Origin of the sequence: Microbacterium sp. B35-30, assembly GCF_010634855.1 — a bacterium.
Taxonomy (GTDB): Bacteria; Actinomycetota; Actinomycetes; order Actinomycetales; family Microbacteriaceae; genus Microbacterium.
The window spans coordinates 1-11,479 of sequence record NZ_MWLQ01000039.1 but is presented as its reverse complement, the minus strand read 5'-3'; the positions used below and the strand labels follow the sequence as shown (position 1 = coordinate 11,479).

Below are 11,479 nucleotides of genomic sequence, written 5' to 3'. Positions count from 1 at the left end.
CATCCGTCGTGATCGACGTCTGCAGGTCGAAGTCGACGTGCCGGGTGAGGCCGGCTGCCTCGACGACGCGGCGCAGCTGGGTCTCGCCCCAGACCCCGCGCGTGCTGCCCGATCGCAGGGCGCTCGCCAGCGACTCCGTCGTCGCCCGCAGGGCTTCGTCGGACTCGTGCGCGCGGCGCAGCTGCTCGGCGAGCGTGCCGAACTGGACGTGCCGGTCGCGCTCGAGGTCGTCGACCTTGGTGTGCATCGCGGCGAGCGTCTCTTGCACGGGGGCGAGGGCGCGCAGCACCGACTGCTCGCGCCGCTCCCGCTCCTCGCGCGCCGCCTGGTCATGGCGTGCCTGGCTCGCCAGCTCGCGGTACAGCAGCTGCTGGTGCTCGAGCTGGGCCTGCACGCCCTGACGCGCCGCTTCGGACCCCGCAAGCTGCGCCGTGAGGGCCGCCTGCTCGCGGGCGGCCCGGGCGGCACCGCGCGCGAGCCCTGCCGCCCATCCCGCCACGGCACCCACGACGATGCAGGCGATCACCACCATTCCGATCACTGCTGCGTCCATGCCTTCAGAATGACGGAGGCCTCCGACATGACGGTCGCGCCGCGCTGGGCGTTCAGGCGACGGCGAACGAGACGGCGGGAGCCTGGGCGATCGCGATCTGCGATACGCGCACGCCGACCGCCTCGGTGAGCGCCGCGATGTCCGCGGCGCCCACGCGCCGCGCGGCGTCGATCATGACGTGGGCGCAGGCGAGCGCATCGGCCGTCGCATTGTGGTGCGGGAAGTCCCCGAAGCCCGCCTCGGCCGCGACGAACGGCAGCCGGTACGACTCGAGCCGGTAGACCTTGCGCGCGACCTGCAGGCTGCACGCGTAGCGGTAGGCGGGGCAGTCGTCGCCTGTCGCGTCGCACGCGCGCTTGAGCACGGCCATGTCGAAGCCCGCGTTGTGCGCCACCAGGATGTCGTCGCCGGCGAACGCGACGATGTCGGCGAGCTGCCGGCTCCAGGGGGCGGCGTCGGCGACGTCTTCGGGCTGGATGCCGTGGATGCGCACATTCAGCTCGAAGAACACGTCGTGACCGGCCGGCGGGCGGATGAGCCAGCCCGTCTTATCGACGATCCTGCCGTCGCGTACGCGCACGAGACCGACGGCGCAGGCGGAGGCGTTGCTGGAATTCGCCGTCTCGAAGTCGATCGCGGTGAAGTCCAGTGGCACCTCCCCAGACTCACCCGGCATCGGCCGCACCGACGGAAGGCGCGCCGCACGAGGGTGTCGGCATAGGGTCGGAGCATGGCCAGCCGCGAGGAGATGTCGCTGTCGTTCGGGTCCGCCGCCGGAGCCTACGAGTCGGGAAGGCCCGACTACCCGCGCGAAGCCGTGGACTGGATGCTCGCCCCCGTGCGCGACGAGGGCCGCGGGCTGCGCGTCGCCGACGTGGGCGCCGGCACCGGCAAGCTCACCCGCACGATCGTCGAGGCCGGCGCCGAGGTCGTCGCGATCGATCCCGACGCCGACATGCTCGCCGCGCTGCGTGGCAACGTGCACGGAGTCCCCACGTTCGTGGGCTCGGGAGAGCGGATGCCGCTGCCCGACGCCTCCGTCGACGCCGTGCTGCTCGGGCAGGCGTGGCACTGGGTCGACCCGGTAGCCGCCTCTGCGGAGGCCGGACGCGTGCTCCGCGCGGGCGGCGTGCTGGGCCTGGTCTGGAACATCCGCGACGAGTCAGACCCCTGGGTCGCGCGGCTCACCGCCGCGATGCACGGCAGCCACGCCGAAGAGATGCTCGCCGGCGACGGGCCGCAGGTCGCCGAGCCGTTCGACGGCCTGGAGGCGAAGACGTGGAACTGGACGCGCTCGCTCTCACGTGCCGCGCTTCTCGACATGGTGGCGTCGCGCAGCTACGTCATCACCGCGTCGGACGCCGCCCGCGGCGCCATCCTCGCCGCCGTCGGCCGGCTGTTCGATGAGCGACGCATCACCGAGGCCGGCGGGGCCGAGGTCGTAGACCTCCCGTACGTCACCCACGCGTACCGCGGCATCCGTCGCTGAGGCATCGCACCGGCGCTTGCTCGAAGAGTCGACGCGCGGGCCGCGCGAGGTGCGCACCGCGCCGACGACGTGCCACGGGCCGCTGCGGCCGCGGTACCGCGGTTCGAACCCGCGTCGGCGCAGCACGTCCACCATCGCATCCGGGGCGTGGGCGAAGGCGCGGTACGGATTCCCCGTGAGCGCGTACACGGCGTTGATCGTGCGAGCCGCCATACGGGCGAAGAGGCTGTGCGTCGGGTGGCTGAAAACCACGGCGCGCTTTCCGCGTCCGGCGGCAGCGCCGAGCAGCCGCTCGTAGTCGGGGTAGCAGCAGACGACACGATGCAGCACGACGATGTCTGCCGGCTCGACGGCCTCCGGGGTGCCGGCGAGGTCCACCCCCAGGGTCCTCGTCACGCGAGCGCGCAACCCCGCCTCGTCGAGGAGCCGCGCAGCTTCGGGCTCGTACGCGGACGAGAGCTCGACGTTGGTGGTGTGCGACGCGCCCCGCTTGAGCGCCTCGAGCTGGATGTCGCCGATCCCACCACCGATCTCGAGCAGCGACGCGCCGTCGAGACCCAGCGAGTCGGCGAACTCGAGCACGAGCTGCGCGCTCGGCGTGAGCCCCTCGCGCCGGTATCGCTGCGCGAGGCGGCGCGCGAACCGGGCGTTGAACTCGCGATCGAATCCGTCCGGTGCGTGCGGCGCACAGCACTCGTCCACGGGTTCAGTATCGCGGCGCACCGGTGCTCGGGCAACGGGCCCACGGGGCGGTGCGCGGCTCCGGATCCGCGAGCCCGGCGCTGCGCATAGCGCTCCTCGCGCCGCGAGCCGACCGGCGGTACGGTGGCGCGGTGCGAACCCTCACCGTCTGCAATTTCGTGACCGTCGACGGCCGCTATGAGGACGACGACCACGACATCGGCTCGTTCTTCGAGCACTGGCACCCCGACTACCACGGTGCGGACTCGTTCGACCACTACACCACGGCGCTCCTGCGGGACTCCGACACGCTGCTGCTGGCCGGCCGCCGCTCGGCCCTCGGGAACCTCGGCTACTGGACCAGCGTGCGCGCGGACCCGGACGCAACCGCCATCCGCCGCGAGTTCGCCGAGCTCATCCTCGGTGTCGAGAAGATCGTCGTCTCGGACACGATCACCGACGCCGACGTCGCGCCCTACGAGCACGTGCGCATCGTGCCCGTCGCCGAGGCGCGCGCAGAAGTCGCCGCGCTCAAGGAGCGCGAGGGACGCAGCATCCTCATCCTGCTCGGCCGGATGCTGTGGAACGACCTCATGCGCGCGGGACTCGTCGATGAGCTGCACCTGGTGACGTTCCCGCTGATCGCCGGATCGGGCGTTCCGCTGTTCGACGATCGACCGCCGGTCGCGCTCAAACTGCTCGAGACGCGGGTGTGGGAGGAGAGCGGCAACGTGCTCATGCGCTGGCGCGTCGATCCCGACTGACTCTTCCGAAGCGGGCGGAGCAGGGTGCGGCATCCCTCCCACGTAGACTGGATGCCCGTGGCTCTCACCATCGGAATCGTCGGACTCCCGAACGTCGGCAAGTCGACCCTCTTCAACGCGCTGACCAAGAACCAGGTGCTCGCGGCGAACTACCCGTTCGCCACGATCGAGCCCAACATCGGCGTGGTCAACCTGCCCGACCCGCGGCTCGACAAGCTGGCGACGATCTTCCACTCCGAGCGCATCCTGCCCGCCGCGGTGTCGTTCGTCGACATCGCCGGCATCGTGCGCGGCGCCTCGGAAGGCGAGGGGCTCGGCAACAAGTTCCTCGCGAACATCCGGGAGGCCGACGCGATCGCCCAGGTCGTGCGGGGCTTCGCCGACGACGACGTCGTGCACGTCGAGGGCGCGGTGAACCCGAAGAGCGACATGGAGACGATCAACGCCGAGCTGCAGCTCGCCGACCTCGAGACGCTCGAGAAGGCGATCACGCGGTACGAGAAGGAGGTCAAGGGCCGCAAGCTCGACGCCTCGGTGCTCGCCACGGCCGTCGAGGCGAAGGACGCACTCGAGCGCGGCGTGCTGCTGTCGGCCTCGGGCATCGACCTCGCCCCGATCAAGGAGCTGGGTCTCTTGACCGCGAAGCCGTTCATCTTCGTCTTCAACGTCGACGAGGCGGTGCTGACGGATGCCGCCCGCAAGGCCGAGCTCGAGGCGCTGGTCGCGCCGGCTCATGCGGTGTTCCTCGACGCGAAGATCGAATCCGAGCTGATCGACCTCGACCCGGAGGACGCGGCGGAGCTGCTGGCATCGACCGGCCAGGAGGAATCCGGCCTCGACCAGCTCGCGCGCATCGGGTTCGACACGCTCGGCCTGCAGACGTACCTGACCGCAGGGCCGAAGGAGGCCCGCGCCTGGACGATCGGCAAGGGCTGGAAGGCTCCGCAGGCCGCCGGCGTCATCCACACCGACTTCGAGAAGGGCTTCATCAAGGCAGAAGTCATCTCGTTCGACGACCTCGTGGCAACCGGCTCCGTCGTCGAGGCGCGCGCGAAGGGCAAGGCGCGCCTCGAGGGCAAGGACTACATCATGCAGGACGGCGACGTCGTCGAATTCCGCTTCAACGTCTGAAGCCCGCACCGCGTCCGGCAGGGCGCGGTGAACCCCACGAACGTGCACGCGAGAGGACCCCAGAACCTTGGCTGAAACCCAGATCTTCGAGCCCGACGGCCGCGCGATCCCCTACGTCGACGAGCGGGCCGACGGCCCCGCGATCGTGCTGCTTCCCGGGCGCGGCCTGAACATCAGCTACCTGGGCCCCCTCACGCACGCGCTGGCCGAGGAGGATTTCCACGTCGTCCGCATCGGCCCCCGTCATCCGCGTGCCGCCGCCGACCAGGTGGTCTCGATGCACGACCTGGCCCAGGACGTCGTCGACGTGATGGAGCACCTCGGACTCGCCAGCGCCTGGGTCGGCGGTCACGCGTTCGGCGGCTCGGTCGCGCGGGCGGTGTCGCTCGACCACCCGGGACATGTCAACGGCGTGCTGCTGCTCGGCGTCGAAGGCGCCGTGTCGACGGACGAGCTCGGGTCCGACGTGTCGGAGATCCCTGCGCAGGCGCGCGATGCCGAGGTCGAATCGATGCAGCGGGGTGCGCTGGCAGCGACACCCGAGCTCGAGTGGTCCTCTCTCGCGCCGGCCGTGCCGGTGCTGGTCGTGCAGGGCACCGAGGACCGGATGACGCCGCCGTCGAACGGCGAGGAGCTCCGGGCATCCGCGCCGGACCGCGTGAGCGTCGCGCGCGTCGAGGGCGCCGGGCACCTGTTCCCCGTGACACACGTCGGCGCGACCGCGTGGCCGATCGAGGACTACCTCGACTGGGACTGAGCAGGATCCCCCAGCGCCCTCGCTGACCCCTCGCGCATCCGCCGCGGGAGCTGGCTGCCCGATGGGACCGACCTAGCGGCCCTGGCGCTTCTTGAACGGCTTCGGCTGGCCCTTCACCGCCGGGGCGCGACCCTTGCCCTTCGAGGCTTTGGCCTTGCCGCCGGCCGGCACGGCAGGCTTCGGGGCGGAGGCGGGCGCCTCGGCGATCCGCCGCTTCGCCTCCTCGAGCAGCAGGACCCCCGCCGGCGTCAGCGACCAGCTGGGCTTGCCACGGACGATCAGCGGGTGTCCGACCTCGGCTTCCAGCTTGTCGACCGACGAATACAGCGCGGCGAGCGGGATGCCGAGCACCTGGGCGGCGCGCGGAAAGTGCAGGTCTTCGGCGACGACGGTGACGAACCGTTGCAGCAGGGTGATGTTCACAGAGGGCCTTCCGTCGCCGGCGTCTTCAGGATACGGCGGAAGGAGGACCCTCCGCGTTCGGTTCGCCCTCGGCACCGCTGCGGAGAGTCGGCGACGTTCTGCCAAGGGTGCACGCGATTCCGCCAGCCGCGGCCCATGTGCCGCCCCTTCGACAGCCGACGACCCGCGGTCGGCGACAATCGAAGACGGCGCACGGCGACTGCCGGCCCGACGACGAACGGACACCCATGATCACCATCCACCTGCGCTACGAGATCGACCCCGACAAGCTCGAGGAGTTCACGCAGTACGGCCGGGAGTGGATCCGGCTGGTCAACAGGCTCGGCGGCACCCATCACGGATACTTCATGCCGAGCGAGGGCGACAGCGACGAAGCCTTCGCCTTGTTCACCTTCCCGTCGATGGCGGACTACGAGGCCTACCGCATCGCCTCCCGCACCGACCCGGAATGCGTGGCGGCCTTCCAGTTCGCGCGCGACACGCAGTGCATCCGCCGCTACGAGCGCCGCTTCCAGACGCCGGTCTTCGACTGAGGGGCGCCGCGGCGGCGTCAGCCGAGGTTCGCCAGCGTCGTGAGACGCGCCCGTCCGGCGGCGATGCTCTGCTTCAGCCGATCGCGGGCAGCGAGGACTGACGGGTCGTCGGCGAGCTCGGCGGGGATGCGGGCAGGGTTGAGCGGCGTGGTGTTCGACCATTCCCGCAGGTCGGCCTCCCTCGTCATCGCGAGCGACGCGTCCCCGCCGATCACCTGCATGGTGGTCCAGTCCGAGGGCGTGTTCGCGTAAGGAGACGGCTTGCACACGCGGTTCCTATCGGCATCGTCGTCACGCGTGGCCTCCACGTAGCCCGCCAGCGCCGCCCCGAAGCACGGGAACCCCACCCGGACCGGCTGCGGGGTGATCGCCTCCGGCGTCCAGATCGGCCGGAGCCCCGGGTACTTGAGGCCCTCGGCCGCGCAGTGCACGACGAGCGTGTCGGCAGGAACCTGCACGTCCCCGTCGGCGAAGACCAGGCGTCCGGGAGCGACGGCGCGCAGGTGGCCGCGGCGGATGACATCGTCGATGGTGCGGACGAGGTCGAGCTCCCACGTCGCGAGGGTGGGGGTCTTGGCCATGGTCGGCGTCACCGTCGGGTCGATGCGGAGCATGATCCCGGCATCCTCCATCCGCAGGAAGACATCGTCGGGGCTCGTTGCTTGGGCCGCGGCGGCCATCGTGTCCGCGGCCATGCCGAGGAAGACCCGGGGATCCGGCTGTACGACGGCGCGGTTGAGCAGCCAGGGGTCGCGCGGGCGCACCCAGGTGATGGCGCTCGGTGAGACGCCGTTCTGCAGCAGCCACACGCAGGTGTCGGTCGCGGTCTTGCCCGCCCCCACGATGACGTAGTGCTCGGGGGCGTGCGAGATGCGGACAAGGTCGTTCACGGGAATGACGCGGGCGCCGTCGTCGACGGCGAACGGCGGGGGAGTGAGGGCGGGGATGTCGGGCGACAGGTAGGCGGCATCCACCACCCGCGCACGGGGCGCGCGGTACCGCCGTCCGCTCAGAAGCGACGCGAACCGGCGGTCGCCCAGGTACTCGGAGCGCCCGTGGAACACCACCCGCCCGTTCGCCGTGAGGCGGGTCAGGACTCCCGCGTAGTACTCCGTCACCTCGGCGGCGCGCGCGCGTTCGTGCAGCCCCCGCTCGGGGCCGTCGGACTGCACGCGCCCGCCGCCCAGCAGTGTCGAGGCGACGCCGTAGAACGCCGAGGCCTGGTGCAGCCGCACGAACCCGTAGGCGTCGAGCCAGTGGCCGCCCGCGCCGTGGCGACGGTCGACGATCGCGACCGAGACGTCGGCGTGGGCGGTGAGGGCGTCGGCGAACGCCATTCCCATCGCTCCCGCGCCGACCACCAGGTAATCGACGTCGACGATCCCCTCCATGCGCTCATCAGAGCAGTGGCGATGATCGGCGTCAATGGGCGGCCCGGGCGCTACACCGATGCGCGACCGGGGGCAAGAGCAACGGCGAAGCGGCCCCGCCCACCCACAATGGGCTGGTGACCGACGACGAACGCCAGGGGACAGCGCCGTACGCGGCCGCTCCCCTCGAGCAGCTCCCGCACCCCGAACCGCACCGGGCCGTCGTCCTCGTGGTGGGGGTGGTCGCGACGGTCGCCTTCGTCGTGCTGCGCTTCGTCGTGGCACTCGGCGGGCACGAGCCGCTTCCGATCGACCTGTGGTGGCATGACTTCATGGTGGCGACCGTCAGCGAGGTCGGCATCATCGCGGCATGGGTGCCCGCGATCGTCGGCGGCATGTTCGGCGTGATCGTGATCGGCATCCTGCTCGTCGCGATCTTCGTGTGGCAGAGAAGGCGATGGGATGCCGTGACCCTCGCCGGCGCCATCATCGTGGTCGTCGCGATCGGCGCACCGATGGCCGCCATCATCGCGCGTGTGCGGCCCGCCGACTCTCTCGCCGAGAACGTCGCCACGTCGTTCCCGTCCGGTCATACCGCGGTCGCGACGACGATCGCGGTCACGCTCGGGCTGCTGCTGCGGCGCTGGTACGTCTGGCTCCTCGGCGCGATCTGGGTGCTCTACATGATGTGGAGCCGGACTTATCTGCAAGCACACTGGCTGAGCGACGTCGTCGCCGGAATGCTGGAGGGTGTGGCGGTGGCCACGCTGGTGTGGAGTGCCGTCCAGGCCTACCGGATCCGGCGGGCGACGTCCTCGTCGCGGGCCATCTGATGCCTGGATCGCGCCCGATTGCAACCCCCAAGTTCGGGTGCCTGCACCTCGATACGCTTCGGCCATGACCACTGCCAAGAACGCCGCGCGCACCGCGACGGAATCGCCCGCCTTCCGCACGATGGCCCGCATCGGCTACGTCGTGCTGGGCGTGCTGCACATCGTCATCGGCGTCATCGCGATCTCCGTCGCGACGGGCGGTGGAGGCGAGGCCGACCAGGGCGGCGCGATGGAGATGATCCGGGATTCTCCCGCCGGCGTCGTGCTGCTCTGGGCGATCGTGATCGGACTCGTGGCGCTCGCCGCGTGGCAGATCGCCGAGGCCTTTCTCGCTCGGGACGCAGACCCCAAGAAGAAGTGGGGCCATCGGGTGAAGTTCGTCGGCACCGCGGTCGTCTACCTCGCGATCGCCTTCACCGCGCTCGTGTACGCACTGGGGGGCCAGTCCGACTCCTCCCAGTCGTCGCAGGGCCTCAGCGCGCAGCTGATGGCCAGTACCGGCGGCCTCATCCTGCTCGTCCTCATCGGACTCATCGTGCTCGCCATCGGGATCGCCTTCATCGTCCGCGGATTCACCCGGGCGTTCGAGAAGCACTTGGATCTGCCGGCAGGCACCGTCCGCAAGGGCATCGTGACGTTCGGGGTGGTCGGCTACGTCGCGAAGGGCGTCGCGGTCGCCGTCACCGGCGTGCTCTTCGTCGTGGCGGCCCTCACCCACGACGCTGAGAAGGCCGGAGGACTCGATGGCGCCCTCCATACGCTCGCCGAGCTGCCGTTCGGGCCGGTGATCCTCTGGGTGGTCGCCGCGGGCCTCATCATCTATGGCCTGTTCTGCTTCGCGCGTGCCCGCTACGCGCGGATGTGAGCGGCTCGGACGCCGATCCGGCTCGCGTTCAGCTGGCCGGCTCAGCCGGCCGCCCGTCGTCTGACGCCGCGACGCTCCGCCGGCCCCAGTCCGCGCCGTCCAGCGCGGAGATCGCGGCGCGGCGCCCCTCGGCGATGAGGCGGGGCACGTCGGACATCGTCCACTGCGCCATCCCCTCCATCTCCGGCTGGACGAGCACGACCGACGGATCCTGCACGAGGTCCGCCGTGCGGGTGACGGTGCGCATCATGCGCACGTTCTCCCACTTCGCGTGCAGCCGCACCACGATGACGCGGGACGCGCCGAGCGCGCGGGCAGCCGCGACCGGCACGTTGTCGATCATCCCGCCGTCGGCCAGCAGCTCGCGACCCCGCCTCACGGGCGGAAGCAGGCCGGGGACGGCGACCGTCGCCCGCAGCGCGAAGCTGAGCGGACCGGTGTCGATGATCACGCCTCGTCGCGTGCGCAGATCGGTGGCGAACGCCGCGAATCGTCGCGGCAGGTCCTCGATGAGCGGGTCCTCGCCCAGCGTGCGCGAGACGGCGTCGACGATGGCGGTCGTATCGAGCAGGCCCCATCGCGGAGCCACCGACCAGCGCGCGATCGCGCCCCAGCGGAATCCGCGCGCAGCCCGGTCGAGAGCCTCCTGCTCGACGCCGGCGGCGTAGCCGGCGCCGACGAGAGCGCCCGAGCTGGTTCCCGTGACGATGCCCGGCTGGATGCCGCGCTCCGCCAGGACCTGCAGGACACCCACGTGCGCGGCGCCGAAAGCGCCGCCGCCGCCGAGCACCAGGCCGAGATCAGGGTCGTCGCCCACGTGGTCCTCCGCTCGTCGTGCGCAGCCAAGCTAGCACCGCGCATATGGGTGCCGACTGTGTATGCGCGATCGCCGTGAACCCGCGAGCCGCCGATCAGGCGGGCCGGATGCCGAGCTCCGGGTCGCGCCCGCGCGGCGGCTCCGCCTGCGCGGGGGCCGTGTCGAGCATCGACCGAGCCAGCAGCGCGGCACCCGCCACTGCGGCGGGCATCGTGGCCACGGCGCCGAGCGGCACCAGGAACGTGAGCTGCGTCGCCACGCCGAAGCCCAGCACGCGCCCGCGGTGCCGGCGCATCAGTCGCCGGCGCTCGAGTCGCGCCATGCCTCGCGCGGTGAACGCCCGCGACGTGAGCTCATCCGCCACCAGCCATCCGGTGAGCGTCACGCCGAACACGGCGCTGAGTGCGCCGCCCACCACCGGCACCAGCCCGACGAGCGCGGCGAGCAGTGCGACCCCCAGTCCGCGCCCGATGAGAGACAGCCCGTCGGCGACCGAGCGCCAGAAACCATACCGCGCATCGGGAGGGGCGGCTCCGGCATCCGTCTCCACGGCTCTCCAGATGCGCTCATAGAAGGGGTCGCCGACGAGCAGCGTCACGGCGGTGAACGTGACGACCACCAGTACGAGGGCCGCGCCGAGCAGCGCCGTGCCGACGGCGATGCGGAAGACCGTCGCCCACAGGCTGGGCCAGCCGTCGGCGAACGGCGTCATGGCGTCCGTGAGGCCGGGCAGTGAGGCGCTCAGGGCGATCAGTCCCGCCAGGAAAAGGGCGCCGACGAGCGCGGCCGGCAGCAGGCCCAGCATCATCAGGCCGGGGCGGCGCCGCCAGTAGGCGAAGCCGCGCCCCAGGAGGGCCACTCCTCTGACGATCTCGCGCATCGGCCTCAGCCTACGACGCCGGTCGGCGAGCGCCTGCGGCGCAGTCTCGAGCGCCTGGCACGGCACGCGTGGGCGACAGGCATCGGCGGCCCCGAGATCAGTGCGAGGGTGCGGTCGCGTGGGTGACGCTCGCGAGCACGTCCTCGAGGAATGTCGCCACGATGCGTGCGTCGCCCGACGTGAGTTTGGCGGCGATGGAGCGCAGCCGCATCGTGAGCGGGTCGAGGTGGTCGAGGTCGATGTCGCCGTCGAGCGGCCGCACGAGCTTCTTGCGGCGGTCATGAGGGTGACCGTGCACGACGACGAGTCCCCGTGCCACCAGGCGATCGATGAGAGCCGTGCCCGACGCGGGCGAGAGGTGCAGCGCGCGCGCGATCCTTCCG

The 11,479-nt window shown here is 71.3% G+C and carries 14 protein-coding genes; 7 read left to right on the top strand and 7 right to left on the bottom strand.

The features are described from left to right. A partial coding sequence (rmuC, locus tag B2K11_RS18160; RefSeq protein WP_163620483.1) for a DNA recombination protein RmuC occupies positions 1-553 on the bottom strand: 553 nt, incomplete at its 3' end. A gap of 52 nt (positions 554-605) precedes the next feature. Further along, complete coding sequence (locus B2K11_RS18155) at positions 606-1,208, bottom strand: 3'-5' exonuclease (protein ID WP_163620481.1); 603 nt, start codon at positions 1,206-1,208, stop codon at positions 606-608. A 75-nt stretch (positions 1,209-1,283) separates the two neighbouring features. Between B2K11_RS18155 and B2K11_RS18150 the strand changes: the two genes are divergently transcribed. The 4 genes from B2K11_RS18150 to B2K11_RS18130 all read left to right on the top strand — a co-directional run bounded on the left by B2K11_RS18150 (position 1,284) and on the right by B2K11_RS18130 (position 5,375). Beyond that, positions 1,284-2,042, top strand: a complete 759-nt coding sequence (locus B2K11_RS18150) for a class I SAM-dependent methyltransferase (protein ID WP_163620479.1) — start codon at positions 1,284-1,286, stop codon at positions 2,040-2,042. An 833-nt stretch (positions 2,043-2,875) separates the two neighbouring features. Then, entirely contained in the window at positions 2,876-3,487 is a 612-nt protein-coding gene (locus B2K11_RS18140) for a dihydrofolate reductase family protein (RefSeq protein ID WP_163620477.1), read from the top strand. 57 nt (positions 3,488-3,544) lie between these two features. After that, the gene (ychF, locus tag B2K11_RS18135) at positions 3,545-4,618 is read left to right on the top strand and encodes a redox-regulated ATPase YchF (RefSeq protein WP_163620475.1); all 1,074 of its coding nucleotides are present in this window, start codon (positions 3,545-3,547) and stop codon (positions 4,616-4,618) included. Positions 4,619-4,685: 67 nt separating this feature from the next. After that, the gene (locus B2K11_RS18130; RefSeq protein WP_163620473.1) at positions 4,686-5,375 is read left to right on the top strand and encodes an alpha/beta hydrolase; all 690 of its coding nucleotides are present in this window, start codon (positions 4,686-4,688) and stop codon (positions 5,373-5,375) included. Positions 5,376-5,447: 72 nt separating this feature from the next. On the opposite strand, the gene B2K11_RS18125 is transcribed toward B2K11_RS18130, so the two are convergent. Next, the gene (locus B2K11_RS18125) at positions 5,448-5,798 is read right to left on the bottom strand and encodes a LysR family transcriptional regulator (RefSeq protein WP_163620471.1); all 351 of its coding nucleotides are present in this window, start codon (positions 5,796-5,798) and stop codon (positions 5,448-5,450) included. Positions 5,799-6,025: 227 nt separating this feature from the next. Here B2K11_RS18125 and B2K11_RS18120 point away from each other — a divergent pair, with 227 nt between their 5' ends. Continuing rightward, entirely contained in the window at positions 6,026-6,331 is a 306-nt protein-coding gene (locus B2K11_RS18120; protein WP_163620469.1) for an NIPSNAP family protein, read from the top strand. 17 nt (positions 6,332-6,348) lie between these two features. Here the strand turns inward: B2K11_RS18120 and B2K11_RS18115 are convergent, their stop codons facing one another. Then, entirely contained in the window at positions 6,349-7,722 is a 1,374-nt protein-coding gene (locus B2K11_RS18115; protein WP_163620467.1) for an NAD(P)-binding protein, read from the bottom strand. 116 nt (positions 7,723-7,838) lie between these two features. Here B2K11_RS18115 and B2K11_RS18110 point away from each other — a divergent pair, with 116 nt between their 5' ends. Both B2K11_RS18110 and B2K11_RS18105 read left to right on the top strand, forming a co-directional pair. Next, a complete protein-coding gene (locus tag B2K11_RS18110; RefSeq protein WP_163620465.1) occupies positions 7,839-8,534 on the top strand; it encodes a phosphatase PAP2 family protein in 696 nt (231 codons plus the stop codon). A 64-nt stretch (positions 8,535-8,598) separates the two neighbouring features. Beyond that, positions 8,599-9,399: a DUF1206 domain-containing protein gene (locus B2K11_RS18105; protein ID WP_163620463.1), complete on the top strand. Its 801-nt coding sequence runs from the start codon at positions 8,599-8,601 to the stop codon at positions 9,397-9,399. A gap of 28 nt (positions 9,400-9,427) precedes the next feature. Here the strand turns inward: B2K11_RS18105 and B2K11_RS18100 are convergent, their stop codons facing one another. The 3 genes from B2K11_RS18100 to B2K11_RS18090 form a co-directional block, all read right to left on the bottom strand. Next, positions 9,428-10,216: a patatin-like phospholipase family protein gene (locus B2K11_RS18100; protein ID WP_163620461.1), complete on the bottom strand. Its 789-nt coding sequence runs from the start codon at positions 10,214-10,216 to the stop codon at positions 9,428-9,430. Between the two features lie 94 nt (positions 10,217-10,310). Continuing rightward, a complete protein-coding gene (locus tag B2K11_RS18095) occupies positions 10,311-11,096 on the bottom strand; it encodes an EI24 domain-containing protein (protein ID WP_163620459.1) in 786 nt (261 codons plus the stop codon). Positions 11,097-11,193: 97 nt separating this feature from the next. Then, the coding region (locus tag B2K11_RS18090; RefSeq protein ID WP_163620457.1) for a MarR family transcriptional regulator at positions 11,194-11,479 on the bottom strand (286 nt) is incomplete at its 5' end.

Excerpts from the sequence above, each read along its gene's own strand:
- B2K11_RS18150 (WP_163620479.1), top strand. The coding sequence starts at position 1,284 with ATGGCCAGCCGCGAGGAGATGTCGCTGTCGTTCGGGTCCGCCGCCGGA.
- B2K11_RS18120 (WP_163620469.1), top strand. The coding sequence starts at position 6,026 with ATGATCACCATCCACCTGCGCTACGAGATCGACCCCGACAAGCTCGAG.
- B2K11_RS18115 (WP_163620467.1), bottom strand. The coding sequence starts at position 7,722 with ATGGAGGGGATCGTCGACGTCGATTACCTGGTGGTCGGCGCGGGAGCG.
- B2K11_RS18105 (WP_163620463.1), top strand. The coding sequence starts at position 8,599 with ATGACCACTGCCAAGAACGCCGCGCGCACCGCGACGGAATCGCCCGCC.
- B2K11_RS18095 (WP_163620459.1), bottom strand. The coding sequence starts at position 11,096 with ATGCGCGAGATCGTCAGAGGAGTGGCCCTCCTGGGGCGCGGCTTCGCC.